Origin of the sequence: Agarivorans sp. QJM3NY_33 (genome assembly GCF_050870865.2) — a bacterium.
In the GTDB taxonomy this organism is placed as follows: Bacteria; Pseudomonadota; Gammaproteobacteria; order Enterobacterales; family Celerinatantimonadaceae; genus Agarivorans.
Genome location: NZ_CP194039.2, coordinates 1320832 through 1346604 on the forward strand (window position 1 = coordinate 1320832; position 25773 = coordinate 1346604).

23 protein-coding genes and 1 pseudogene are annotated in these 25773 nt (G+C 43.1%); 9 read left to right on the plus strand and 15 right to left on the minus strand.

The window, feature by feature from the left end; translation table 11 throughout:
* Position 1 precedes the first annotated feature (1 nt).
* The 3 genes from ACRRSY_RS05975 to ACRRSY_RS05985 are packed head-to-tail and all read right to left on the minus strand — an operon-like array spanning position 2 to position 1750.
* The gene (locus ACRRSY_RS05975) at positions 2-274 is read right to left on the minus strand and encodes a phosphopantetheine-binding protein (protein ID WP_432464555.1); all 273 of its coding nucleotides are present in this window, start codon (positions 272-274) and stop codon (positions 2-4) included.
* Positions 249-1073, minus strand: coding sequence for a lysophospholipid acyltransferase family protein (locus tag ACRRSY_RS05980; protein ID WP_432464556.1), 825 nt, complete (start codon positions 1071-1073; stop codon positions 249-251). Before ACRRSY_RS05980 ends, ACRRSY_RS05975 begins: the two co-directional genes overlap by 26 nt.
* Positions 1052-1750: a beta-ketoacyl synthase chain length factor gene (locus ACRRSY_RS05985; protein ID WP_432464557.1), complete on the minus strand. Its 699-nt coding sequence runs from the start codon at positions 1748-1750 to the stop codon at positions 1052-1054. The genes ACRRSY_RS05980 and ACRRSY_RS05985 overlap by 22 nt, the downstream gene beginning before the upstream one ends.
* Positions 1751-2270: 520 nt before the next feature.
* On the opposite strand from ACRRSY_RS05985, the gene ACRRSY_RS05990 reads away from it, so the two are divergent.
* From ACRRSY_RS05990 to ACRRSY_RS06000, 3 genes are read left to right on the plus strand one after another with little or no spacing between them, the layout of a single operon-like run.
* A complete protein-coding gene (locus ACRRSY_RS05990; RefSeq protein ID WP_432464558.1) occupies positions 2271-3338 on the plus strand; it encodes a methyltransferase in 1068 nt (355 codons plus the stop codon).
* Entirely contained in the window at positions 3325-3864 is a 540-nt protein-coding gene (locus ACRRSY_RS05995) for a 4'-phosphopantetheinyl transferase family protein (protein ID WP_432464559.1), read from the plus strand. The genes ACRRSY_RS05990 and ACRRSY_RS05995 overlap by 14 nt, the downstream gene beginning before the upstream one ends.
* A 15-nt stretch (positions 3865-3879) precedes the next feature.
* Positions 3880-4410, plus strand: coding sequence for an acyloxyacyl hydrolase (locus tag ACRRSY_RS06000; RefSeq protein WP_432464560.1), 531 nt, complete (start codon positions 3880-3882; stop codon positions 4408-4410).
* Positions 4411-4599: 189 nt separating this feature from the next.
* On the opposite strand, the gene ACRRSY_RS06005 is transcribed toward ACRRSY_RS06000, so the two are convergent.
* A complete protein-coding gene (locus tag ACRRSY_RS06005; protein WP_432464561.1) occupies positions 4600-5043 on the minus strand; it encodes an excinuclease ATPase subunit in 444 nt (147 codons plus the stop codon).
* A 264-nt stretch (positions 5044-5307) separates the two neighbouring features.
* Between ACRRSY_RS06005 and ACRRSY_RS06010 the strand changes: the two genes are divergently transcribed.
* The gene (locus ACRRSY_RS06010; protein ID WP_432464562.1) at positions 5308-6075 is read left to right on the plus strand and encodes a substrate-binding periplasmic protein; all 768 of its coding nucleotides are present in this window, start codon (positions 5308-5310) and stop codon (positions 6073-6075) included.
* A 210-nt stretch (positions 6076-6285) separates the two neighbouring features.
* Here ACRRSY_RS06010 and yjfF read toward each other — a convergent pair whose 3' ends face one another.
* The 4 genes from yjfF to ACRRSY_RS06030 form a co-directional block, all read right to left on the minus strand.
* A complete protein-coding gene (gene yjfF / locus ACRRSY_RS06015) occupies positions 6286-7287 on the minus strand; it encodes a galactofuranose ABC transporter, permease protein YjfF (RefSeq protein WP_432458880.1) in 1002 nt (333 codons plus the stop codon).
* Positions 7287-8372 (minus strand): ABC transporter permease, encoded by a 1086-nt coding sequence (locus ACRRSY_RS06020; RefSeq protein WP_432454080.1) that lies wholly within the window; start codon positions 8370-8372, stop codon positions 7287-7289. Before ACRRSY_RS06020 ends, yjfF begins: the two co-directional genes overlap by 1 nt.
* Entirely contained in the window at positions 8369-9883 is a 1515-nt protein-coding gene (locus tag ACRRSY_RS06025; protein ID WP_432464563.1) for a sugar ABC transporter ATP-binding protein, read from the minus strand. The genes ACRRSY_RS06020 and ACRRSY_RS06025 overlap by 4 nt, the downstream gene beginning before the upstream one ends.
* 71 nt (positions 9884-9954) lie before the next feature.
* Positions 9955-10932 carry an ABC transporter substrate-binding protein gene (locus tag ACRRSY_RS06030; protein ID WP_432454078.1) on the minus strand — a complete coding sequence of 326 codons (978 nt, stop codon included), beginning with the start codon at positions 10930-10932 and terminating at the stop codon, positions 9955-9957.
* Between the two features lie 764 nt (positions 10933-11696).
* Between ACRRSY_RS06030 and ACRRSY_RS06035 the strand changes: the two genes are divergently transcribed.
* Positions 11697-13718, plus strand: a complete 2022-nt coding sequence (locus tag ACRRSY_RS06035) for a hypothetical protein (protein WP_432464564.1) — start codon at positions 11697-11699, stop codon at positions 13716-13718.
* Between the two features lie 59 nt (positions 13719-13777).
* Here the strand turns inward: ACRRSY_RS06035 and ACRRSY_RS06040 are convergent, their stop codons facing one another.
* Positions 13778-14551, minus strand: coding sequence for a class I SAM-dependent methyltransferase (locus ACRRSY_RS06040; RefSeq protein WP_432454076.1), 774 nt, complete (start codon positions 14549-14551; stop codon positions 13778-13780).
* Positions 14552-14840: 289 nt separating this feature from the next.
* Here ACRRSY_RS06040 and ACRRSY_RS06045 point away from each other — a divergent pair, with 289 nt between their 5' ends.
* Positions 14841-16142 carry a DUF1835 domain-containing protein gene (locus ACRRSY_RS06045; protein WP_432464565.1) on the plus strand — a complete coding sequence of 434 codons (1302 nt, stop codon included), beginning with the start codon at positions 14841-14843 and terminating at the stop codon, positions 16140-16142.
* Between the two features lie 191 nt (positions 16143-16333).
* On the opposite strand, the gene ACRRSY_RS06050 is transcribed toward ACRRSY_RS06045, so the two are convergent.
* The 6 genes from ACRRSY_RS06050 to ACRRSY_RS06075 all read right to left on the minus strand — a co-directional run bounded on the left by ACRRSY_RS06050 (position 16334) and on the right by ACRRSY_RS06075 (position 22420).
* A complete protein-coding gene (locus ACRRSY_RS06050) occupies positions 16334-17947 on the minus strand; it encodes an EAL domain-containing protein (RefSeq protein WP_432464566.1) in 1614 nt (537 codons plus the stop codon).
* An 86-nt stretch (positions 17948-18033) separates the two neighbouring features.
* On the minus strand, positions 18034-18642 hold the full coding sequence (locus tag ACRRSY_RS06055) for a cache domain-containing protein (RefSeq protein ID WP_432464567.1): 609 nt from the start codon (positions 18640-18642) through the stop codon (positions 18034-18036).
* Between the two features lie 152 nt (positions 18643-18794).
* Positions 18795-20018, minus strand: coding sequence for an organoarsenical effux MFS transporter ArsJ (gene arsJ / locus ACRRSY_RS06060; RefSeq protein WP_432464568.1), 1224 nt, complete (start codon positions 20016-20018; stop codon positions 18795-18797).
* Positions 20015-21022 carry an ArsJ-associated glyceraldehyde-3-phosphate dehydrogenase gene (locus ACRRSY_RS06065; protein ID WP_432454071.1) on the minus strand — a complete coding sequence of 336 codons (1008 nt, stop codon included), beginning with the start codon at positions 21020-21022 and terminating at the stop codon, positions 20015-20017. Before ACRRSY_RS06065 ends, arsJ begins: the two co-directional genes overlap by 4 nt.
* A gap of 19 nt (positions 21023-21041) precedes the next feature.
* Complete coding sequence (locus tag ACRRSY_RS06070) at positions 21042-21542, minus strand: phosphatase domain-containing putative toxin (protein ID WP_432464569.1); 501 nt, start codon at positions 21540-21542, stop codon at positions 21042-21044.
* Between the two features lie 8 nt (positions 21543-21550).
* Positions 21551-22420, minus strand: a complete 870-nt coding sequence (locus ACRRSY_RS06075; protein WP_432464570.1) for a metalloregulator ArsR/SmtB family transcription factor — start codon at positions 22418-22420, stop codon at positions 21551-21553.
* Positions 22421-22955: 535 nt separating this feature from the next.
* Between ACRRSY_RS06075 and ACRRSY_RS06080 the strand changes: the two are divergent.
* The 3 genes and pseudogenes from ACRRSY_RS06080 to ACRRSY_RS06090 all read left to right on the plus strand — a co-directional run.
* Positions 22956-23264: pseudogene (locus tag ACRRSY_RS06080) on the plus strand (ISAs1 family transposase); the annotation flags it as partial.
* Positions 23265-23616: 352 nt separating this feature from the next.
* Positions 23617-24054, plus strand: a complete 438-nt coding sequence (locus ACRRSY_RS06085) for a hypothetical protein (protein WP_432454068.1) — start codon at positions 23617-23619, stop codon at positions 24052-24054.
* A gap of 107 nt (positions 24055-24161) precedes the next feature.
* Positions 24162-25742: a hypothetical protein gene (locus ACRRSY_RS06090; protein ID WP_432464571.1), complete on the plus strand. Its 1581-nt coding sequence runs from the start codon at positions 24162-24164 to the stop codon at positions 25740-25742.
* Positions 25743-25773 lie beyond the last annotated feature (31 nt).

Sequence of the window (25773 nt, forward strand, 5' to 3'; positions counted from 1 at the left end):
ATCAAGCCGCTGCAGATTGTTGAGTAGAGATATAAGCACTGAGCGAACTTACATTGGCAAAATGTTGACGGACGTTTGGATCGTCACCATCAATAATAACATTGAAGCGCTTTTTAATCGCCAAACCTAATTCTAAAGCGTCAATGGAGTCCAAATTCAGTCCATCTTCATCACCAAATAGCATTTCATCGTTGGCAATATCATGAATGCTTATATCTTCTAAGTTCAATGCATCGATGATTAATTGCTTAATCTCTAGTTGCAAGTTTTGCACAGCTATAGTCCTCTAGGGTTATATTTTGTTGATTACGGTTTGGATCTAAAACAGCATTAAAAAATCGAGTGAGTCTTCGCGCCGCGGTGGATGGAGAGGGCGCCTCAGAGACAAAATTGTCTATACGAACAGGAGCATCAACCTCCAGACTGAAGACGGGGATGCTATCAGGTACTTTATACCAAGGGAGTCCTTTATATAACGTTGCTGGAATGCAGTTGATTCTGGCCGTTTGAATTGGCGCCTGACAGCGTACTGCCAGTTGGGCTGCGCCGCGTTGGCAATCTAGAGCTTGACCCGGCTTGGTTCGGGTGCCTTCAGGAAAAACTAGTAATTTTCTGCCTTTGGCTAGTTTGTGTTGGCAAATATCGAGCAGTTGTTCTGAGCTATTGGGGATGTAACCCGCCATGGAGACCACATGTCTTACAAAAGAGTTGTCCCACAATTCAGCTTTAACAATGCAATCACACTGCGGTAGTTGACCAATGATCAAAATCACATCAATCAGTGAAGGATGATTCGCCACAATGATACAACCCTGTTGGTTATTTAATTGCTTAATACTTTTGTGCTCAACTTTAATTGCGCCCAGCGCGCACATTAAATGAGTAAACCAGCGAAACATAAAACTAACACTGCGTTGACAGAAAGCTTCTAATGGCTCTTGCTCTCTAATGAACAAGCGTGCCAGCGGAAACCAAAGATAAGACATCAGTAAGCCACCAATACCAAACATCGAGAAACAGATCCCAAAAGTGCAGACTCGCCAGTATTTTTTTAAGCGTTGTGTTTTGTCCACAGCCAAACGGTTCCTTGTTGTATGGTTGAAAATGATTGTTTTGAGAGCAGTCCCTCTGTTAGTTGCGAGATTAAACTATCCTCAGACTTTGTTGAACCCTGCTGTTGCTCGATAGTCATCAGCCACTCATCACCATGGGAAAGTTGCAGGATTAGTAAGCTTTGCTGGTGATTTTCAATATAAGGGTGGTAGAACTCCGGGATCGATTCATCGGCGAAGATGATGATGATGGATTGTTTTGGATGACGATTTAGTCGGGCAAGTCCTTCAAGCAAGGCCGCATGCACGGTGTTCTTTCTGGCTGAGATAGTTGTAAATGGCACCTTAAAATTGTTTGATATGGTGAGTAATCCCGGTGCAGTACTATGTACTGATTGAGCAAATGCGGTGGGAGATAGTTGTTGATGCTGTGCTAGTTCTTGTAACAACTTGTGTGTTCTTGTGAGTTCACCATGCTGGCTGGCGAATATAATATAGTCACATGGGTAGGCTTCTAATATGCCAGAGGCTGCTGCAATGGTGATGCGTGTCAGCTGACTAGCTCTTCGTTTTATAGATGCGGGAATAGCTTTATTAGGAAGTACCTCTCCTAACAAATCGGAATGTTGTTGAGCGACGCATACCATGCCTTGGCTCGAAGCGGGGAGCCATGCTCGAAGATTAAAACGAAAACCCATTTTCTAACTCACTACAACTTATCGCTATCGATCTTTAACCCTAATACAAAACTAAGCCTAACTATGCTTAGTGAATTCAGGTTTCAAATCGAAATTATCACAAAACAGGTTTGTAATATCTTATTATGTCCATTGGTTAACATATTTTAAATGCTAAGCGTGACGAATGAAATCATTAAGCATCAAATTGTCTTGAGTTGGCTCATATTTTTGTTATTTAAACAACCAGGACAGGAATAAACTTGTTATTAAACGGGCTTTTACCTTAATGTTGGCGTTAGTGCGTGATACTTATGGTTTTATACTTGAGAATTTGGGGAGGTTTTGTCCCTCTGAGGCTGAATTTCAAGTTTAAATACTTGAGTACTCGATTATTTATCAATGACATATTAACAGGCAGTTGATTACTAAATTGTTTATTTATAAACATAAAGTGTTGAGCGTTTAGCCGCTTAAAGTGACAGTTTGTAAGTCTTCTTTCGTTAAAATTTCTTTAAAATACTTTAAGACGATAAAATCAATGGAATATTACCAACAAGATGAGTCCTCCGCTTTAGACGCCAAGCAACAGGCGCAACGACTCGCATTTGCTCCCATCGCTTTTCAAGCCGCTCGTAGCCTTCGAGACTTGGGGATTTTAACATTACTTGCTGAGTATGGTGAACAAGGTGCTAGCGCCGAAATGCTCGCACAACATTCGAAAACCAACGCTTACGGTATTGCAGTATTACTCGATATGGGCTTGTCTGTTGGCCTAGTGATTTGGCGAGAACAACGTTACGTTCTCACTAAATTAGGCCACTTCGTGGATTACGATCCGATGACAATTGCCAATATGAACTTTGTTGCTGATGTTTGTTACTTGGGAATGGCTGATTTAACGGAAGCGATTCAAACACAGCAACCATCGGGTTTAAAAAGCATTGGTGATTGGCCAACCATATACCAAGGTCTATCGATTTTACCGGAAAAGGTGAAACAGAGTTGGTTTGTATTTGATCACTATTATTCTGACCGCAGTTTTCCTATATTGCTAGAGCAAGTATTTAGTTCTCCAGTGCAAACTCTCTGTGATATTGGAGCGAATACTGGGAAATGGACGATTAAATGTTGTCAGCATAACCCTGATGTTGAAGTGACTATGGTCGATTTACCTGTGCAGTTGGCAGTGGCATTAGAAAATGTCTCTAAGCAAGGGGTGAATGAGCGAGTGCAAGCTGTTGCTTGTGATTTGTTAGTGTCTGAAAATAGCTTACCAAAAGGGAAAGATGTTTACTGGATGAGCCAATTTTTGGATTGTTTTTCGCTCGACGAAATTGTCTGTATTTTAACTCGAGTTCGCCAGGCAATGCGCGCCGATTCAAAGGTGTACATTTTAGAACTATTTCCGGATTGCCAGCCCTATGAGTCAGCGAGTTATGCGTTAAATGCCACCAGTTTGTATTTTACTGCGATTGCCAATGGTAATAGTCGATTCTATATGAGCCATCAGTTTTTACCCTTGATTGAGCAAGCAGGCTTGCGTGTCGTAAACCACCAAAATAATATTGGCCTAGGCCATTCGTTGATCTGTTGTGAACGAGCATAAAACAGATACATTTGCTTACCAAGTGCTGCACCTTGAACATCAGCTCAAGGGAGAGGCAAGACGTCAGAAGGGGCGACTTGCCATGGCTCAGTTACTCAACGATTGGCAAGGGGAGAATTTCTCTTATCAGCAAGTCATTCGTTTAAGCAATGGCCGTCCATATATCAATCCCAACTACTCGCTTAGTATTAGTCACAGTGGTGAGTGGTTGGTCGTGATGGCATCGTTTCAGGCATGTGGGGTGGATATTGAGCGAGTCAATGCCAAACGAAACATTCAATCAATTTGGTCGCACATTCGTCACCCAGATGAGCCTATTTCGCCACCTGATGTTGCTAGTTTTTATCAGTGGTGGACGAGGAAAGAAGCGCTGTGGAAGTCTTTTGATTGCACCTGGCCAGCACGAATGAGTCAGTTGCAAGTGGTTGGTGAAAATGGTTCGATATCTGGCGTATCTATGGAGGATGTCGTCGCGCCAAAGGCTTATAAAATGAGCATCTGCAACCGCCTTAAGTCATGTCCTTGAGACAAGGAAGAGTTTATGAATCGATGGAAATCCGCTGCATTACTCGTTTTGATGGTGAGCAGCCATGGATATGCAACAGAGTTGTTGGGTTATGTTGGGGGAGGGGCGCAACCGAGTTCGGAGCAAGTTAACCGCTTAGCTGGGGTGGATGCGATTTGGTATGACTGGCAACGGAGCCCTGTACAGCGCTTGAGTTTTGGCAGTAGTGTTAGTTATTTAAGTACAGATGCGAGATCAGGCAATAAGGACTTAATCGCTTTGAGTGTCTTCCCAGAGTTAAAATTATTCACGCGCATACTTGAACAAGACATTTTTCTTCAAGTGCGAGCTTTGGGACCAACTTGGCTTAGTGAACACCATTTGGGTGATAGAGAACAGGCGATGCACTTTGCTTTTTTAGCTCAAATTGGTGGTGGTTGGTATTTGTCTAAGAACCGAGATAGTTACTTAACAGTATTTTATCGTCACTACAGTAATGCAAATTTAAAACAACCCAATGATGGTTTAGATGTTGTCTTCAACGTGGGCTTCGGTTACCAGTTCTAAATGGTGCTATTGATAGTATTGAGAGGGATTTCACTGTTCACCGATATTGGCAGATGAACGCTTGCTTGGCCTCGTGTGGAGGATAGATGCGATGAGATGGAGTTTACCGTGATATTCGAGCTGTTTCTCCATAAGCCATAAATATGGTTCATGGTGTTAGCGAAGCAGCTCGCTATGTAGGGCTGATGGTTACAGTTTTACGACTTCGCCGACCAAGGCTACACCAGCCATGATTGCGCCAGCACCACATTGAAATTCGCTATCTGAGGAAAATGTATTCTTTTTGTAGTAAGAATGTATATTAATGACGGCATTCCCTCCTTCTTTGGCGGCGCGTTGTTGTAGTGACTTAATTGCGCTTAAAAACGCCCAATTACAGGCTTTAAGATCTGATTTACCGAAGGCATTGGTCTTTTTATTACTGGTATATTCCCCAAATGTCTTCTGAACTGCATCGTGTGTTTGTTCATTGAAATATAATGCAATGGAATCGTCGAGCACATTCTTTTGTTTGCCTGTTTCCATCGCATCGGCAATCTTAAATGTTAATAACTCATTTCTAGCCATTGCGGAAAAACTTAAGCTGGATAGGGCTACTAGACTAAAAATAACAAGCTTTTTTACTGATAACATCAATAATCCTTTATAAAAAATTCATTAAAACCAGATCGCCATACTATTTTTTTTGTTGTCACAGTCAACTTATATTTGAAATGCTTAGTCAGCTGGTTTTTTGCATTCAACGAAGTATATCTATGTTTGAAGTTGAAAGCGTACCCATTAAGAATGGCCTGCCTATGATCTTTTTCCTTTAACTTTTGATGTTTTTAATATCCTTACTTGATGTTATTCTTTACGCTTGATTTAAGCTTCACTGTGACCACGAGGATCCGGTTTGTGACGATAAGGAAAGCTAGTCGCTTAGTGGTTCTTTTCATAGGTTTTTTTTATTCCCAGTTTATCTATTCGACCCACTTGAATTTAGCAACTTTAGATGATTTTAAACCCTTCGTTTGGTGCAATGGTGCTGGGGCGCAAGGGATTGACGTGGAAATTATTAGGGAGTTAGCGCGACGAACAGGCTTCACTTTCAAGATTCGCTGCTACCCTTGGGCGAGGGCCTTAGAGAATGTCCAGTATGGAGTTTCTGATGGTGCATTTTCAGCATTTAAAACTGAAACGCGAGAGCGTTATGCATTTTTTAGCAATACTCCGCTTCATGTGAGTACATTTAAAGTTTTTGTAAGAAAAGACCATCAATTTGTTTTTAATCAGCTTGAAGATTTATATCAGCGCAATATTGGCTTAGTTCGCAATTTTACAATCAGTAGCACATTTGATCAGGCTGTGCAGCGCGGACAGATTCATGTAGAAGCGGTGGTCAATACCGAGCAGAATATAAAAAAACTGATTAAAGGACGGATCGACGCTTTTGTTGAAAATGAGTATGTGGCTCTTTATACCATCAAACAGATGGGCTTGAGTGAACAGATTGTTGCCTTAGCCAAACCGGTTATTCAACCTCGAGAAGCCTATTTGATAGTCTCTAAAGCTGCCAAGTATGACCGCAAATCTGAGGTTATGGTGACGTTGAATCAGACGCTGTCTGAGATGATGAATGATGGCAGCATTAGCCAGATTACGGCTCATTTTATCTCGAAATAAATCGTTTTGTTTACCTTTCCAGCTTCTTCTCGAGCTTAAGCTTGGCTATTATCACCGCAAAATTTTTTGGTGTACATTGGCTTAGCATCTTTGCCTTACAAACTAAGCTTAAACATCCCCTTGTTCATATTAAGTTTGCGATTTAGCATCTCTAATTGGCGCTGAGCAATCCAGTTTTACAATGAAATACTGGATTGCTGGGCGAGTCACTTATTGTTCGGAGGGCGAGGCTGCTCGGTTTTGCCAATAGCCTGAGTAGCGATCCACGACAATCACAATTAGTTTTTGCAATACAATAAAGAAAAACAATAAGGCTCCAATGGCTATCTTGGTCCACCAACTGTTTAAGCTGCCATCGAAAGCGATGAGGGTTTGAATGACTCCTTGGATCATTCCGCCAAAGAAGGTGCCAAGCACAAAGCCGACCCCACCACTAAGCAAGGTGCCGCCAATCACCACGGCGGCGATCGCATCTAACTCCACGCCAACTGCTGCTAGGGGATAACCAGAACCAGTATAAATGGCAAATACAATTCCCGCTAAGGCGCTAAAAAAACCACTCAAGGCGTAGATCTTAATGGTGGTTTTTTTGATGGGTACCCCAAGTAATTGCGCCGAGACGATATCGCCACCATAGGCGTATACATTCATACCGAAACGTGTTTTGCGAGACACCACAATACCAACCGCTAAGGAGAGTAGCATCACCAAAGCAATGAAGGTGAGGCCGCCGCGTCCTGGTATTTCAAGATAGAAGTCGGAGAGGGCAGTGATAAATGGATGACTAATTGCCACCGAATCAAGATTGATCAGGAAGGCTAAACCACGTAAGAAAAACATGCCCGCCAGGGTAACGATAAAGGCTTGAATTTTAAAGGTGTAAATAATGTAGCCAACAATGCAGCCATAAAGGCTACCAATAATTAGCGCCAAGCCGATAGCGAAGAGAGGGTGAAGTCCTAAGGTGGTCACCAGGTGCGCAAAAAATACACCAATGAAGGCGATCATCGAACCTACCGAAAGATCGATACCACCAGCAAGGATCACAAAGGTCATGCCGATGGCGGTGGTAATCACGAAGGCGTTATCGGTTAATAGATTGGTGAACACCAAAGTATCTCTAAATCCGGCATATTCCACCATGCCATAAGCGTACAGAGTCACGAATACGACAATGGTGGCGAGTAACGGGAGGGTTCGCTCATTTAACATTACGCTGACTCCTTATTCTTTTTAAATAACTGCTTGAACTTATCCTGAGTGGTGGACGATTGGATGAGCAGAACCAGTAGGATAATAGTCGCCTTCACGATGAGATTGTATTGTGCTGGAATACCACTGGTTAAGATGGCGGTGGTTAGCGTTTGAATAATGAGTACCCCAATCAGGGTGAGGCCTAAATAGATCCGTCCGCCAGCTAAGGAAGCACCGGCAATGACCACCGCTAAAATGGCATCAAGCTCTAACCATAAGCCAGCATTGTTAGCATCGGCACCGCGAATGTCAGCCGCGAGTATTACCCCTGCGAGGGCAGAGCAAAGGCCTGAAAACACATAGGCGAGCGTGATAATTTTTTTCGACTCGATCCCAACTAAGCGTGAGCTGGTCGGGTTGGCTCCGACCGCTTCCAGGAATAATCCTAAGGCGGTTTTGCGGATCACTATTGCCACTAATAAGGCAACGCCGAGCAAGATCCAAACTCGCGTAGGAAGTAGCCAAATGAACTCGTTGCCGAGCAAGTTGAAGAAGTCGGAATGGAAGGTGACAATTTGGCCACCGGTAATCATCTGTGCAATACCACGTCCAGCCACCATGAGAATAAGGGTGGCAACGATCGGTTGCATTCCGACATAAGCAACGAGCAGTCCATTCCATAAACCAAAGGCTAACCCACTGGCAAGCGCGATCAGCAATATGTAGATGGGGGATAAGTCGCTTGTGCTCAGTAAGACCGCCATCACTGCACCAGCAATCGCGGTGATGGCACCTACCGAGAGGTCGATGCCACCAGTTCCGATTACCACAGCCATGCCGAGGGCGACTAAAGCCGTTGGCATACCGCGATGAATAATGTCGATTAGGCTCCCATAGAGGTGGCCATCAACCATTTTGAGTTGTAAGAAACCAGGTGAAAGAATCGCCGTTGCCACGAGGATTAACACCAAGGCGATGATTGGGCTCATTGTTTTAAGATTGAGCCGTTTTTGCTTAGGCATGGTTTGTTCTACTTTGTCATTGGCGCTGAGTTGTAGTTTGACCGGATGTTCGATTATTTTGGCGGAGTTGCTGGATTTCATTGTGCGATTGCCTCAATAATTGCGCTGCGATTGATCTCTTCGCCGCTAAGTTCTGCGACCATTTCCCTATCTCGCATTACTAATACGCGATCGGCAAATACCACTAATTCTTCTAGCTCGGAGGAAACGACCAACATGCTCATGCCTTTTTCACAGAGCTTGCGGATCAGCAAAATGATGTCATGGTGAGCACCTACGTCGATCCCGCGAGTGGGCTCATCCAGGATCAAAAGATTAGGCTCGGTGATTAACCAACGTGCTAGGATCACTTTTTGTTGATTTCCGCCGCTGAGTTCAGCCACTGGCCGCTCGACATCGTGAGTCGCAATATGTAGGCCCTTGACCATTTCATCGACCAGTTGATTTTGCTTCGCTTTAGTGATTTGTTTTAACCAGCCTTGGCGGGACTGCAGAGCGATAATGATGTTTTCGCGCACGCTGAGTTCGGCGATTAAACCCGAATGCTTGCGATCTTCTGGGCATAGTCCAAAGCGTTGCTGCATTGCCTGTTTGGGAGTATTGATGGTGACGGCTTGATTATTAAGCGTAATTTTCCCACTATCCGCATGGTTTACGCCGTAGACTAATTCCACCAGTTCAGTGCGTCCCGAACCGAGTAAACCGGCGAGAGTCACCACCTCTCCTCGGCCAACTTTTAAGTCCACAGGGGACAAGACATTGTGTTTGGCTAAGCCTTCAATTTCTAAATATTTAGGAAATATTTTAGGACAGTTATCATGATGCTCATGATTCCGATTTAAATCACCGAGTTCATGACCAACCATATGTTGTATGAGGGCTTCACGGGGCAAGTTTTTGGTCTCAAAACTGCCGACATGTTTGCCATTGCGTAATACGCTAATCCTATCGCAGACTTGATAAACTTGATCTAAGAAATGGGTGACAAAGATAATGCCGATGCCCTTTTGTTTTAGTTGGGTCATTAAGGCAAATAGTCGAGTTATTTCTTCTTTATCCAGGCTTGCGGTAGGCTCATCGAGGATCAGCAATTTGGCTTCAAAAGATAAGGCTCTGGCGATGGCAATCATTTGTTGAATTGCGACTGAAAAACTACCGAGTAAACGATTGGGGTCGATGCTTAAACCCACCACTTTGAGCATCTCTTGAGCGCGTCTTTTGGCTTTGTGGGTGTCAATTAGGCCCCATTTTCGAGGTTGAGATTGTAGGGTTAAATTCTCCATCACAGTCATGCTGGGAACTAAATTTACTTCTTGAAAAACGGTGCTGATCCCGGTGCGTTGAGAATCTCCCACGCTTTTGTTATTAATTTTTTTACCATTTAAATATAATTCACCAGAGTCTCGCTGGTAAACACCGGTAAGTACCTTAATAAAAGTGGATTTTCCAGCACCATTCTCACCGAGTAAGGCATGAATATGCCCTGCTTCTACCTGAAGACTCACCTTATCTAAGGCTTTAATCCCACCAAAGGAAATTGTAATGTCTTTCGTCGATAGTAGCGGCGGGGGGACTGCAACAGCTTGATTCATCGCTAAGCTCCTAACTAACATGGCTTGGTAAGCACCGTCCATTGGTGCTTACCAAAGCGACTTGGTGAGTATTACTTACGTTTTTGGTATTCGGTGGCAGCTGTATCAGGTAAGTAAAGTGGACCGTTGGCCTTAATCCATTTAGGAACCTCTTTGCCAGCAGCTGCTTGTCGAATGGCTTCAAACGCTGGGCCACCTAAATGTGGATTAAGTTCGATAGTGGCGTTTGCTTCACCCTCTGACATTGCTTTAAAGATATCTGGAACAGCATCAATGGAAACGACTAACAAATCTTTGCTGGGTTTAAGACCTGCTTCCTTAATCGCTAGAATTGCGCCTAAGGCCATATCATCGTTATGTGAGTAGACGGCACAGATATCTTTGCCACCGTTTTCGGCTTTCAAGAAACTCTCCATCACTTCTTTACCGCCTGCGCGGGTAAAGTTACCGGATTGTGAACGAATAATTTTCATATTTGGAAAGCTTTTAATGACCGTTTCAAAACCAGTTTTTCTATCGATGGCCGCAGAAGAACCAACGGTGCCTTGCAATTCTACGATGTCACAGTTACCTGAAGTTTTCGCCGCTAACCAAGCTGCCGCTAAAGAACCTTCTTCGGTAAAATCGGAGGCTATTTTGGTTAGATATAGCGATGGATCGGCATTCACGCCACGGTCAATTAATACCACCGGAATTTTGGCGCGCTTGGCTTCTTTTAATACCTGATCCCAGCCGGTTTCAACCACTGGTGCGAGTAAAATTCCATCGACCCCTTGAGCAATATAAGAGCGAACGGCCTTAATTTGGTTCTCTTGTTTTTGTTGGGCATCGGAAAATTTTAAATCGATGCCTTGGCGTTTGGCCTCGGCTTTAATGGATTCAGTTTCCGAAGTTCGCCAACCACTTTCCGACCCGATTTGTGAAAAACCATAGGTTTCAGCAATTGTCACGCCTGAGGCTAGCGGCAGGGCAATAGCCAAAATTGCAGGTAGAAGCCGTTTTAACGGATGATTGCCTGTATTACTCGAAGTTACTTTGTTTATTAACATTTTCATTCCCTTTTTCATCAATACCAGCTTTGAATCATCATCTTAACTACTTGTTTTTAATGACGATGAAAAGGGTATAGCACTATTGCAAATTAACACAGTGCATCTAGCTGAAACGTCCATGTTATTGACCAGAACATACTAAGTGAACACTCAAAAATATGAGCTTGTTCAAATATTACGTAATGACAAAATTATTGTTAAATGGATGTTTTGTATTTGTTAATGCCTAGAGGTGTTGTCGATTGTCGCTTGTAATTTTTTTCGCTGTACTGGTAATCAAAGTTAGCTATTTATCAATATAAAGGTTTCTGGTTTCAAATTAAGTTACTGATTTTTATGTTAATTAATGGTGTGTTTCAAATATGACAATGATTGTGCGCTGTCGGTTTTGCGACAATTTCTAAAAGATCAAATCTATGTAATTGGCTTATCAGTGGCTGGTATAAAGATTGCTTAGTCATCAGTGCTCAGTATTAGTGATTTGATGTGACACACTCAAAAAATTGAGATAAATACACTGGCTTGCCAATATTTGATAGGGGTAAATACTTGTATTTTATAGCAAGGCTATATTTTGTTTCGCTTTAGGGGCTGTTGGTCTTTGGTTGTCGTGTTTGTTGCTATTGTGACTATTTGTCGCTCATTTCGGTGAAGTGATGCTGTGAAATGTAGCAATTTTGATGAGTCATCTGGGTACGGGACATCAATGAGCTATATAAGCGCTGCCTGCGTAAATGGATTTTTTAAGGAGTTTTCAAGGAATGGAATCATTAGTTGAAGCGCATCAAACTCGGCTGATGTCGGTAATGCCTCAAGTAAAACAATATGAAGCAAAGCTGGATGCGTTAAACGCTTGGTGGGATAAAATCACATTAGTGGGCAAAATAAATAGTTACAACCTTGCCGCCACGATTTTAGATGATATGCAAAATACCAAGGAAAAGTTTGGAGAATTGCATGGCAAGTTAATTGACAATTTACTTTTGGAGCATCTACAAAAGCTGGTTGTAGATAATACTTCCAAGTCACAGGTTGCCATCGACATTTTAATTCGTAATCTGTTTGAACGCACTGCCGATGTTGGCTTTTTGGCGACAGACCAAGATATTCGAATTTTTCTTGAACAGCGTGAAAAGACTCAAAGTCATCAGGCTTTTATGCAGCAGCGCTTGCAAGAATATGTCGAAAAATACTCTGTATATGATGAGATTATCCTACTGGATACCAATGGCCTGGTATGCGCGCATTTAGATCCCGCTAATCCAATTACGCATTGTCACGATCCTTTGATAGCGGCGACCTTAGGTAGTGATGACGATTATCTCGAAACATTTGGTTATAGTGACTTACAACCCAAGCGACGCCAATCATTAATTTATTCGTGTAAGATTACGCGAACTAATGATCCTCATTCCGAGCTATTGGGGGTGTTGTGTTTATGCTTTCGTTTTGATGATGAGGTCGATGGTATTGTTGGTGGTTTATTGGCTGACAGCGATAGTGAAATACAGCTAGTGGATAAGGAAGGTTGTGTGATCGCGAGCAGTGATCCTCAGTTCGTCGCTGTTGGTAGTTCATTTCAGTACCAAAATCGGCCACGTATGCTTCATTATCAGGGGAAACACTATCTTGTTAATTCGACTCAGACTCACGGTTATCAGGGGTTCTTTGGTTTGGGGTGGTGGGCTCAGGTGCTCACACCGATTGAGCAAGCCTTTAAAATAGAGCGTGAGGCCGACATCGAACTGGACAATCAAGACGTGATTAATTCAACTCGCTTGTTTTCTCGTGTACTAAAGGAAATTTATACAGCTTCCAATGATGTGAACGAAGATCTCAGTCTGGTCGTTCTCAATGGAAAAATAACAGCAGCACGCCAGAATGCGGTTGAGTTTGTACCAGTATTGGAAGAGATTAAACAAATCGGCGAGAATACGGCGAGTATCTTTTCTGCATCTATCCGCAATCTTCAAGCTACGGTTGTGTCATCAAAAATGAACGATCTTCAGTTTATGGCGACATTGGCGGTCGATATTATGGACCGTAACTTATACGAACGAGCAAATGATTGCCGTTGGTGGGCGCTGACTTCAGATTTTCGGCGGATCTTAGCGAAACCAGTCATCAGTGATGAAGATCTGACTTATATGGAGCAAGTTTTAAGTTATATTAATGAGCTCTACACGGTCTACACTAATCTTTATTTATTTGATAAAAATCAGATTATTATCGCGGTTTCTAATCCTCAGCAACGACATTTTATTGGCCAGTCAGTGAGCGACCAAAGTGGGGCGAAGCAAGCCTTATCGCTACAAAACTCTCAGCAATATAGTGTCTCTCCTTTTATGGCAAGCGATTTGTATGCGCAGCAATATACCTATATTTATAATGCTGCGGTGAGTCGTTTGGATGCGGATTGGGAAGTGATAGGAGGGATTGGTATCGTATTTGATAGCCAACCCCAATTTGAAGCGATGTTAAACGATGCGCTACCTAAAAATGAAGTGGGTAGCGTGAGTGTGGGAAGTTTTGCTTTGTTTGTTGAGCGTCATAGTCAAATGATCATCTCTGCAAGCGCTCAAGCTCCGCAACGGCAAGGGGAGTATCTGGCATTGGATGACGGCTTGTTTGAACTGATTCCGGGAGGTAAGCATGCAACAATCATCGATTATATGGCAAAGCCCTACATTGTTGGGATGGCCGCTTCAAAAGGCTACCGAGAGTATAAAACGACCGAAGATTATCAAAATGATGTATTGAGTTTTATCTTTGTTCCGCTGTAGTGTTTTAAGGTATCGAAACAGAGTTAAGCAGTGAGTTTCGATGAAACCCACTTGGTAAGTTATGCGCTTTTTCGAGCCACGATGCTATAGACCAGCGGCGATTCGTAATGCTCGTGTTCATAATAAAATTGACCGGGTTCGCGCTCTACCAGATCTTCGAAGCAGTTATAGGGGCTGTAGTCATATTCTTTCAATTGTTCAATGATTAAGCCGGCTTTGATTAAGGCATTCAAAACATCGGAGATTGGGTGACCCCAAGTTAGCATGGGGCTGACTTCACCATCGTCATTCTCGGTATAGCTGCCTTCTTCATCAAGATCCGCTTGTTCGCGGTGAAAATATCCATAGCCACTGATCAGGTCATGCACTGGATGAAACTCTGCCAGACACAGCTTGCCACCCGTTTTTAAACTTGCTGCAACCACCTGTGCCCACCGCTCAATATCGGGTAGCCAGCACAGCGCGCCATAAGAGACAAATACCCAGTCATGAATAGGACGGGTCACTTCGCCGTAATGGTAAACATCATCACAGATAAATTCGACCGTTTGCTGAGTTTGCTCGGCAAGCGCTTTCGCCTGTTGAATGGCTTCGCTCGATAAGTCCACCGCGGTGACTTCGGCACCTAAACGCGCCCAGGATAGGCTATCTAAACCAAAATGGCACTGCAGATGTAATAGTTTTTTGGCGCTGACGTCACCGATTAAATCACGTTCAATTGATTTTAGTGAGCTGTTTCCGGCTAAGAAACCAGCCACATCATAAAACTCGGAATCAACATGTAAAGCGGTACGTTTATCCCAAGCGGCTTTATTTAAGGCTAAGTAATCCATGATTATTCGTTCAATAGAAATCGTGTTGCCTAGTTTACGTGAGTTTGTACTGAAATAAATCAAGATTATGTCAGGGCCGATTTGTATTCTGGTGGTAAAAATAGCCATTTACTGTGATATGAAGATATTGCTAACATGTTCACCGAGGCTTGCTCTAAGCCGCCAGCTCGCGGAAAGGTGTGAATCACCAAGGGATTGACAAGGTCGCCACCAATAGTCGTGGCCAACAATCAGTTTATTTACCTTCTTTTCTGGTTGCGAGTACAGAACAATAGAGAATGGTGAATTTATGTCCAGTCGAAATGCATTTGTATTAAATTTAAGTTACCTCAAAGCTCAAGCCAAACGCCGTCTGAAGCTAATTAAATCGGGCAATGCCGAGCAATATCAGATTTTTCGCCGTTATCATCCGCAAGCTCATCACCTAGAAGGTATTAAATTAGCTGATATTCAGTTGGTGATCGCGCGTGAGCTTGGCCTTGCTTCTTGGGCGGCCTTGAAAGTACATATCGAGCAGCAAAACCAGCACCTTCAAGCCATAAGTTCTGACGCCGCCCCTCTGGATGCTGAGCTAAATACCCTACATATTCGCTGCGGCCATGATTTACAGCACTTATTACCAAGGGCTGGATTTAAAGGGGACTTTTTGGCCTGGATAGACCCTTATTGTCTTGGGCCGTTAAGTCTTGATGAAGCGACCCTATTAAGAGTAAGGGCCGAATTTGTGGTTCAACATTACCTATCGGAACTGACGCCGCAGGACGCCGATATTGATGCCGTGATCGCTGGTGAACGAGCCAAGCGTGCACAACTTAATGATCCACAATACCAGCAAATTGTGCTGTGGCTGGAGCATGATAATTACGACCAGTTGATGATGATTTATCTGTTAGCCATTATGACTCCAGCTTTATTGAGTAAAACCAAGATCATCGAAGTGAACCAGTTTCCCGGAACCAGCCGTTATGTGGGTTTAGGACAACTCCCAGCGCAAGCCTTAAGGAGCGTTTGGCAAAGTCGCCAAAGCGCGACCACAAAGATGCAGGGGTGGGCCAGCAGGGTTTGGCATGCCTTGTGTCAAGATAATCCTGAGGCCATTGTGGCGATTCTCAACAGCGATATCGATCATTCTTTTAAGCAAATCAAGCCTGTATTAATGCGTTACTTGCAAGAGCTACCGCATACGACAAATGGTCTTTCACTTACCCAGCGTATAGCGCTGCAATTGTTAGCAGAAGCGGGGGAACAAGGGCTAATTTTTCGCGCCTTGTTTCACGCCTACCAGCAACGAGAGTCTTTGCCCTTTTTAGGTGACCTCATGTTCTGGGCGCTGATTAAACCCTTAAGCCAAGGGGAAGCCCCTTTAATTGATATTCATCGGCTTGCTGGGGAAGCATTTAGTTCGGCGAGCTTAACGATAAACACCGAAGGCTTCAGTTGCCTGCAAGCTCGAACAAAGTGGCTGGGCGCGGATGATCAGCTTGGCGGGATGAACATTTCATCGCAAAACGCTTGGCAATGGGATCACCAACATTTAGCTAGTTTGAATTATCGCCATTGGCATCAAGATTTGCTTGGATCGGTAGAATGATTAAACCGGCTTGCTATGTTAAGACGCTAACATTTGTAGCGTATTAAGCTGAAACTACATAAGGTTCTGTCCGAGGAGCAACGCTTGGTCGGGTCCCGCTTTTGCTGGTGGTTGCGGTGTCACCAGCAAAAAATCGATGAGGGAGGCGGTTTACTCTGCGATTGTAGAGTGGTTTGTGCTTGCTCATCATATTAATTTTTTAAGAATTTTTTCAGTTCATTGATCCTCATGGGTTTGGCGAATAACCATCCTTGACCAATTGCATCTGGTACTCGGTCATAGATATAGGCCAATTGTTGTTCGGTTTCGATACCCTCAAAAACCACCTGTACTTGTAGATGATCTAACATACTAAAGATCCCTTCCATGGAAATACTGTTAACGGTTTCGGTATGGATGGCCTGAGTGAAAATTTTGTCGACTTTAAGTTCGGTGGGCTCTAACGTCGATAGCCAAGAAAGGTTTGATAAGCCAGTACCAAAATCATCAATTGAGACGAGATAGCCTTGTTGTTTGAGTTCTTTAGAAAAACGCGACATTTTGTCATTGTTATTGGTGGTGGTTTCGGTAATTTCTAAGACAATTTGTTTGCGTTGAAAATTATATTTTGCGGTTTGATGGTTGAGAAAGGTAATAAAGGAATCGTTGCTGAGTAATTCTGCGGAAACATTAAGGCTTACGGTTAATGAAGGGAACTTTTCTAAAGTAGTGCTCATTTCTCGAAATACATAGCTAACCATTTTCTTGGTTAAGGTCTCGATGAGTCCAGAACTTTCGGCTACTCGGATAAATATTTCCGGTGATACCATGCCTAATTTGGGGTCATTCCAGCGGGCTAAGGATTCTACGCCAATCACGGTTTTGGTTTCTAAGTCTATCTGTGGTTGATAGACCGGATAAATATGATCCCTGCAGATCTGTTTTTTGAGTCGACGCACAAAGGCGCGAGGCCCAACCCGAAAAGATTCGATCATGATGGCGACGGAAATACTCAGCAGAATAATGATTACAGAAATAATTAAAAACTGGCCGATGGGAAATTTGTATAAACCGAGCCGCATATCTACTGATGTTACACAGAGATTGTACAGTTGGTTACAATGGGTATAAGTAATAAAATGACCAGGCAAAGGTAACCAATCTACCCATGAGTTTTTATGGGTAATGGTTGGCTCGATGGTTCGTGGTAATAGCTCACCGTAATAACTATAAATATATCGCTGTTCTGCTTCGGCATAAATAACCCCCCCCATTCCACGTATGTTGAAGTAGCCTTGCCTGGTTAATATTAAAAAAGGCGTGGAAATAAACGCCACTGTACTGTTTAAGCCAATGATGGGTTGGTCTTCTTGGGTTCTAAATAAGTCGGTTTGAGAATTCCAGTAATGCGTCCCATCGGCAGTGATGGCATCCGCTAAAGACAGATCATAAGGGTGGGAAAGAATACCTTGTTGTGCGGTGCAGATTATTTTACCTTGCTTGATCCTGCCTAAATCGCCAATGAAGAAGTAGGTCTGTTTAATTTCATTTAACTGGCTTAGGTCTGGTTCGCTACATGGCTCGCCCAAAGGCGTTTGAGCGAGGTTTAAGCCAGTTTGCAGATGAAAAGCGACTTGTTCTGCACGAGTGAAATTGATGAAGCTATAAGAGCGAAGCGTGTCTAAGCTAATTGACATGATAATGGCATGGATGATTAGACTGAGGATGAATACAATCAAGCTTGTAAGTAACACAATATTGATTGTCGAAGGTTTGGTTAATCCATATTGTGAGTGAGATGCACTAAATAAAATCGGGTTCAACATTCTTGCTGCCTAATGGTCGTATGCGCTTGGTGCAAATCAAAAGCGCTTGCTTTGTTTATGAATTTGCCCCGATATGTTTGGGATTGCTAAAACTTAGCACGAGATCTTCGTATAGAGTAAATAAATGTCATAATGATGACCACCATTGAAATGACAATTGAAATGAGAAACTTGCTAATGTATGTAAACAGAGTGTTATCCACATCATCTAAATAAATTCCCATTCCGATAACCCACTTCCATTCGGGGATTTCAGTGACACCATTAATTTTCCATGTTCTGGTATTGTTTGAGGGTTTGATATTTGTTTCAACCACATAAAGAATATCTTCATGGACTAAGTTTTCCATGTGTCGCACATAAGATTTTTGAATTTGGCCAATCACTCGCTCTCTGATATGGACTCTGGCGATGGCATTGTTATCATTGGCCCATAAATAAGAGGCTCCATATCGCATCCCTGAAAGAAACTTTATAATTTTTTGGTCGGTTTCAGCTTTGCTAAGTAGCCCTAGATGATACTGCTCTATGTAAATGGCAGATTGTTGCCGTGCAATATTCAGCAGCAATTCAATTTCTTGTTTTTTGGCTTCAATCAGACTTTCTTTGAAAGTGTAAAAGCCGGTAACACCAACTGAGATAAAGCCTAGTAACATTACGGTCATTAAAATTGCAAATGCTTTAATGTCTTTCATTCAGTGACTCTTTCTTGATTATTATTAAATAAAGATAGTTAATAATATGTAGTTGTGCAGATACTTTAGTCCTATTTTTACCGTGAAATTAATACGTTAAATGTCATTATTGACTATAGCTACGGTGCTCTTAAGAGGCGAAGATTTACAATTTAATCGCCAAGTTGATTGGGACTAGTTTGAGGCAACTTTAAGCTGATCACGCAGGTCAGCACTAGCATCGCCAGGGAAATCCATAAACAGGCAGAAAGCCCCGCGAGCTGATACACCGCACCCGATAACAGCGTCCCCAGCAGACGTCCCATGGCATTGGCCATGTAATAGAAGCCCACATCCATCGACACCCCATCCTCGCTGGCGTAACTGACGACCAAGAACGAATGCAAGGATGAGTTTACCGCAAACACCGCACCAAATAAGATGAGTCCGATAACGATGCTAAGTTGTGGCTGCCAAGCTAGTTGCAGTAGAGAAGCCAGCAGCGCGGTCACGATACAGAGTAAAGCGACCCAGGTGACTGCGGCTGCGCGCCCCGGCATGTTGCCGTCGCTATTACCGATGAGACGTGGCGCCAAGCCTTGAACCAGCCCGTAAGCGATCACCCAACTTGCCATAAAACTGCCAATTTCCAGTTGCGACCAGCCTAAATTCGCGCCCAAAAATACTGGCAGCGCGACTACAAACCACACGTCCCGAGCGGCGAATAGGAACAGTCGGGCAGCTGCTAGCGTATTTATTGCGGGACTCTTAGAAAACAGCTGGGAAAACTTTGCCTTATGTTTCGCTTTACCTAAATCTTTGGCTAATAGTCTGCTGCTTAGTGAGAGCACGAGTAACAACACCGCAGCCATTGCCAGCATCGAATATTGAAATCCAATCCAGTGGAGCAACGCGCCGCCGAGGAAAAATCCAAAGCCTTTTAAGGCGTTTTTAGAACCCGTCAGGATGGCGACCCATTTAAATAAACGCTGTTGTTGTTGGCTTTTCACCAGCGTTTTGATGCTGCTTTTGGCGCTCATTTTATTTAAATCTTTAGCAATGCCCGAGAGCGCTTGAGCCGCCATGACCAGTGGCACCGATAAATACTGGTTTGGTAAGGCAAGCGCCAGTAAGGCGATCACTTGCAAGCCAAGGCCAATATTCATGGTGTTATTGAGGCCAATACGCGCACCTAACCAGCCGCCAACGAGGTTAGTGACTACCCCAAAAAACTCATAAAACAAAAACAGCATGGCAATTGCAATGGCCGAATAACCAAGCTGATGAAAGTACAACACCACCAACATGCGTAGCGCACCATCGGTGATGGTGAAATTCCAGTAGTTAAAGGTTACTAACAGATACTGTTTAAGGGCCTGCGGCAGCGGGTTGCTCATTGGTCGGCTAAGCCCACTTTACGAATGAGTTCGCTGGTGCGGGTGGCATAACCCATTTCGTTGTCGTACCAGGCGTAAACTTTAAGCATTCGTTTACCAATCATCATGGTTGAGGGGGCATCAATAATGCTGGAGCGTTGGTCGCCTTTATAGTCGATGGAGACCAGCGGTTTTTCTTCATAGCCCAAAATGCCTTTCAGCTCGCCTTCGCTGGCCTGCTTAAATAACTGGTTTACTTCAGCAGCCGTACTATCACGCTCAAGGGTAAAGACCATGTCAGTCAACGAGGCATTGGCCAGGGGAACTCGCACCGCATGTCCATTGAGCTTGCCTTCCAGCTCCGGGAAAATTTCACAAATCGCTTTGGCGCTGCCAGTGGTGGTGGGGATTAACGACATACCGCAGGCGCGAGCACGACGAAGATCTTTGTGCGGGGCGTCTAAAATGGTTTGGGTATTGGTTAAATCGTGGATGGTGGTCATGCAGCCCGACTCGATGCCAATATGCTGCTGAATCACTTGGATCACCGGTGCTAAACAGTTGGTGGTACAGGAGGCCGCGGTAACAATTTGGTGTTGAGCCGGATCGAAGATGGCGTCGTTCACCCCCATCACAATATTGGCGATGCCCGCGGCTTTGACAGGTGCCGACACCACCACGCGCTTCACGCCCTGGGCTAAATACGGCGTCAGTAAATCTTTCGCCCGATGCACGCCAGTAGCATCTAGCACCACATCGCAGCCTGACCAATCAACCAGCTCAAGCGCCTCTTGCTGAAAACAAGGGATGGTATGGCCTTCAATGACGATGCCCTGCGCATTATGACGAACAGAGTTTGACCAACGTCCTTGCACTGAATCAAATTCGAGCAGGTGGGCTAAGGTTTCGGCATTGCCGGCCACATCGTTGATACAGACAAACTCTAACTCTGGCCAGTGGTAAGCGGCGCGTAGCGCAAGGCGGCCGATACGCCCAAAGCCATTAATTCCTACTCGTATGGTCATGCTGATTTCCTTTGTCTAATTATGCTGATTTAGCGAATTGTTGAATGTATTCCAGCTGAGCGGGCACACTGAAGGCATTTGGCCGAACCGCCTTAATTTTGGCGATGCAGTCTTCTAACTCAAAACCCAGCGCCAACATGATCCGTGCGGCGACTAAACCAGTGCGGCCGCTACCGCCCTTGCAATGCAGTGACAAACTCATGCCATTATTGATCAGCTGGAGGAAGCGGGGGAGCACGCTTTGAAAGTGCTCTTCCCAAGCTTGGTCGGGGACGGTGTCATCTTCGATGGGCAGGTGAAACCATTGCATGTCGTAGGTGACCGCGTGTTTTGGTAAATCACTGACTTGCATATCGGCGAGCTCTTGTTTAGTCATCATCGTCAGTAGCGCTGGGCTGTTTTTGTAACAAAGCTGCTGCAGCGAAGTTGACAGGTCGACGCCTTGGGTGCCGGGGCAGGGAGTGAGTAGCAATTGCGCGTGGTCGCTCAGGTCGACGGCATAAATAGGATGTGAAGACATAACTTACCTTATTGTGGATTGACTAATAATGGATGACTCATGGGCTGTGTCGTTTGCTTGATTTCGGCTGGCGCTTCGAGTTGCAAGGCTCTGAGCCGAAACAAGGGCAGATTAATGTAACTGGGGTTGGCGAGCCGGATGGTGGCCAACGTTTGTGTGACCCAGGCAGGCAAGCAGGGATGAAGATGATAAAAAATTTGTTGACCCTGGCGGGTGGTCGCCACCAGTTGGCAGTCGCGCAGCAGTGCCAGATGCCGCGAAACCTTGGGTTGACTCTCTGCCAAGGCGTGGCTTAACTGGTTCACACTGAGGCATTGTTCATCTTCAATCAGCATCAGTATTTGGAGTCGGGTATTGTCGCTCAACTGCTTAAAAACATCGATGGGGCTCAGTTGCAGTTGCTCAGTGATGGGTTGGTTAAAGCGAACAAACTCTGAAATTAACTGTTCCAGTTGAGTAAATACCTCGGCAAACTTGTCCATTCCGGCACTGGCGGCAGGATCGGCTAAATTCCAATGCATCATGGCTTTGCTGCTTGGCAAGTTAACACATTGTTGTTTTGCGCTATCACACAGGGTAATAATGAAATCAAACTGGGTTTCGGCTTGGCTATCACGGGCTTGTGTTGCTAAGCGTTGACTAACCAATTGGTCGATGGTTTTACTGTATAACTTGCTGGCCGATAAGTTCTGCTGTTTAAGTAGTTGTATGCTTCGCGGGTCGACCCCCTTGGGCTGGGTACCGGCGCTAAAGGCAATAAAATGCTCAGCGTAACGCTGGTTGACCAGCGCTTCGGCGAGTTGCGAACGAGCCGCATTGGCGGTACACAAAAATAACAGACTTAACATCAGTGCCACAATACATATGAATAAACGCATATACGATAAATCATATGTTTCTACTGTGCAAGAGAAAGCGCTGAAGATTTTTCAGTGTGTGTAGGTTTTGCTTACAGTGTAATTATTTACAATCGAGAGTAATCGTTTAAAAAATGAGCTTGCAAACCTATCATGCTTATTGTGGTATCTGGTGATACCTAAACGAGCGATTTGATGGTTTTTACCTTGATGTCTCTCAAAATATTCCAGCTACATCCTTAACTTGTTTATGCCCCGTTCTGTGTTAGCAACGGGGTAAAAGCTTTCGCCTACGGCGACGTCATTAAGCTTCAACGAGCAAAGCTTAGCGAAGCAAAAAGAAAGCTCGCCCTGCATCTTCTTAAACCCTGCGTTGCTTATTCTCAAGGGCCTTGAAGTAAACACTACGCTCAAACAGACTTCAACTTTGCTCCCTTGTTCATTTGCGCTACTCGGCGAAGATGATGGGATTTAAAAGCGTAATCTTGGCTATTGAGAGTGTAAAATATTTTTGTTTTTAGAATGAGTGTCTAGTTTATTAGTTTATTTCGCCATAAATGGGAAAGGCACTGTAGATACCTCGTATTACATAAGCTCAATGTCACCGAATCACAAATTGTTAGGCCACTATATTCGTCAGCATTGGCGAATTGAAAACAGCCAGCATTACGTATTAGATGTTGTTTTTAAAGAGGATAACTCTCGCATTACTTTAGACGGAGCGGTGGAAAACATAGCTCTATTTAGACGTTTTGTGATGAACATGCTCAAACAATGCGATTGTGGAGCGCCAAGTCACAAAGTGAAGTTGAAGAAAGCGGGATGGAGCGACGATTATCGGGCACGAGTCTTCTTTGGGTTATAAATCCATCAAAGTATGCTCCCGCCCTGAGGTAAGTGTCGCGAAAAGGTGTTATTGTTGGTTTTGTTTTTAAAATGGGTGTCTTGTTTATTCACTCGATAAACGCGAGATATGATGGGCTCATATGTCGACCTTTACACTGTGATTATACAGTTTAGTGGGTTCCCATCTTTCTGCAAATGCATGACCATCTTTCACGCATGGTCAATATGGCGATTGACTGGTATGCTGTTGATAAAATTGAATGTTAAAGGCTATGTGAGTTTCTGTGGTGCGTGATAGGTGGTAACTTCGCATGCGTGAAAGATGGAAATTTGCATATTAATATGCTGTTATATTTTTAAAAGGAGTTTCGGTGAAAAAATCTATTATATTAAGCGTACTATTAACAAGTGTCGTTGCATGTACAACATCTCAGAGTGGAAAATCATTTAATACGCATACAGCAGATTTCAGCAAAGCATCAGATGATGAATTATGTATCGTATATGGTTACAGGCTTAATCGGTCAGGAGAGGCAAAATCTGAGCTTATTAAGCGTAAAGTCTTTACAAATACTGAATGGAATAAAATCTCAAAGCATCAAGTTTCTGATGGAATGTCTGAGTGTGCAGTTAAGGCTGCTTATGCGATCAGTTATAAAAAGGTGCTGAACACTAACTTTAATAATGGCGATAAAGGTAAAAGTTTTATTTATAGCTGCACTGGAAATAATGTACCACATTGCCCATATACAAAAATCGATATGATTAACGGTAAAGTAACTTCAATCTCGAGTGTGCAAAAAATATAACAAGTTGCTTAAACGGCCAAAAACAGCTGGCTTTTGCTCGTTCCTCGCTAATTTTAGCCAGCTATTTTATTGCCGCTTAGCAAAGCGTTAGCAATCAGGAATTAGAATTGAACGAGTTAGCAATAGATATAAAAAATCCTCTTACTGAGCCCCTCAATAAAATGAAGAGGGAAATGGTTGTGCGTGAATTTTTTGCTGATGCTGACGCTTTGACTGATTACCCTTTATCACTTTATAAATATATTTCTCTACGACCAGAAAAGTTTTATTGTAAACGAACTCTTTCTGAGCAGTTGAAATTTCTGGATAGCAGTGGTGATAGTTCATCAATTTTTGAACTTATAAATGAGAATGTTTCTAGTCTAGAACAATCATTAAAGCTTTTAGATGATATTAATAAAAAGCCGTGGCATGATTTATGTATTTCATCTGACGAACATGACCTTTTTAGACACTGCGATAATAATGTAAACCCATCTTACTTAAACCTTGTCGAAGGTGTATTTGGTAATTTAATTCATTTAAATGCGATTGCCAGTCGCCAGAATAGGAATAAGTCGGCTGATGGCTTAGATATTTTTAATCGCTTTGAAGAAATAAAAAGAACGCCTTTGGATTTTCTTGCTGAAGATTATTGCAACACTACAAGAAATTCAATTGCTCATGGTAGTGTTAAATATCTACACCGCGATATTGAGTTTAGAGATAAGAAAAAGACAATAACAAATACACATTCAGAGTATTTAAAACGGTTCGATTCTGTATTAGATATTTGTAATGGTTTGGCATTAGCTTATAAAATATTTTTCTTTAAAAAATTAACAAATGTAAAAATTCCAAAGCAAGTTTTATTGGAAGAGCTTTATGCTCAGACTGAAGCCCCTTGGTGGCAGATTGAAGGCTGCCTTGAAAGTGAAGTTGAAGAAAATAATTCGCAATTAGTTATTTTCATTAAACCGGAAACAAGAGATTATGATAAGGTTCGATTGTCTGCGATATCGACTGCAGTTTTAGCAGAAAGATATGCGCCTGGCTATAAGCGGTACTTTTTATCTATGCGCTCTCCTGTTGCCTTTCATGGTTTTGCAGCTTTCGATGGAGAAATTATTAGAGATAGAAGGGAAAATAAGGCTTCTAAATGGGAAGAGTATAGTGGCATCATTGAAAACGATTTAATTTTTTGGGTTCCATTTATTAAATTCCCTAAATTAATGAATAAAATTCACACTTATTATCTTTCTATTAAACTCTTTTTAACAACACTGCGACTTTTAAAAACAATTAATAGTGGGGTTGAACTCCATAGTCGAAATACGAAGATACATCGGAATGGTTGGCGAGTTATCCTTAATGCTGATGTTGTAATCGAATCAAGCGATATAGTGTCAACCTCAGATGTTAAACATAAAGGTAATAATCTTATAAAAGTCGCATTAAAGGTAGCAAGAAAAAATCTCCCTCTATATTCGTTTTTAAGGTATTTACCACTTGGTTATGCGCGAGTTTCATTATTTAGCAATGATTACAGGTGTAATCATTTACAAAGTTTTGGGCTGCGAAAAGAACTAATTGGGACAGTTAAACTGCAAAAAATCATGCGAATAAAGTCTCCTGATTTATTTGGTTCTTCCATTGAGCATGATGGAAAACTTACATATGCTTGGAATAAATCTTGGCTGGAGCAATAAAATTGCTAACAAGCTAATCAACTGGACGCAT

Coding starts and splice junctions, on each gene's coding strand:
- ACRRSY_RS06020 (WP_432454080.1), bottom strand. CDS start 8,372: ATGAAATCCAGCAACTCCGCCAAAATAATCGAACATCCGGTCAAACTA.
- ACRRSY_RS06040 (WP_432454076.1), bottom strand. CDS start 14,551: ATGGATTACTTAGCCTTAAATAAAGCCGCTTGGGATAAACGTACCGCT.
- ACRRSY_RS06075 (WP_432464570.1), bottom strand. CDS start 22,420: ATGCGTTTATTCATATGTATTGTGGCACTGATGTTAAGTCTGTTATTT.
- ACRRSY_RS06035 (WP_432464564.1), top strand. CDS start 11,697: ATGGAATCATTAGTTGAAGCGCATCAAACTCGGCTGATGTCGGTAATG.
- ACRRSY_RS06055 (WP_432464567.1), bottom strand. CDS start 18,642: ATGAAAGACATTAAAGCATTTGCAATTTTAATGACCGTAATGTTACTA.
- ACRRSY_RS06050 (WP_432464566.1), bottom strand. CDS start 17,947: ATGTTGAACCCGATTTTATTTAGTGCATCTCACTCACAATATGGATTA.
- ACRRSY_RS06065 (WP_432454071.1), bottom strand. CDS start 21,022: ATGACCATACGAGTAGGAATTAATGGCTTTGGGCGTATCGGCCGCCTT.
- ACRRSY_RS06045 (WP_432464565.1), top strand. CDS start 14,841: ATGTCCAGTCGAAATGCATTTGTATTAAATTTAAGTTACCTCAAAGCT.
- arsJ (WP_432464568.1), bottom strand. CDS start 20,018: ATGAGCAACCCGCTGCCGCAGGCCCTTAAACAGTATCTGTTAGTAACC.
- ACRRSY_RS06030 (WP_432454078.1), bottom strand. CDS start 10,932: ATGTTAATAAACAAAGTAACTTCGAGTAATACAGGCAATCATCCGTTA.
- ACRRSY_RS05985 (WP_432464557.1), bottom strand. CDS start 1,750: ATGGGTTTTCGTTTTAATCTTCGAGCATGGCTCCCCGCTTCGAGCCAA.
- yjfF (WP_432458880.1), bottom strand. CDS start 7,287: ATGTTAAATGAGCGAACCCTCCCGTTACTCGCCACCATTGTCGTATTC.
- ACRRSY_RS05990 (WP_432464558.1), top strand. CDS start 2,271: ATGGAATATTACCAACAAGATGAGTCCTCCGCTTTAGACGCCAAGCAA.
- ACRRSY_RS06070 (WP_432464569.1), bottom strand. CDS start 21,542: ATGTCTTCACATCCTATTTATGCCGTCGACCTGAGCGACCACGCGCAA.
- ACRRSY_RS06000 (WP_432464560.1), top strand. CDS start 3,880: ATGAATCGATGGAAATCCGCTGCATTACTCGTTTTGATGGTGAGCAGC.
- ACRRSY_RS06025 (WP_432464563.1), bottom strand. CDS start 9,883: ATGAATCAAGCTGTTGCAGTCCCCCCGCCGCTACTATCGACGAAAGAC.
- ACRRSY_RS06005 (WP_432464561.1), bottom strand. CDS start 5,043: ATGTTATCAGTAAAAAAGCTTGTTATTTTTAGTCTAGTAGCCCTATCC.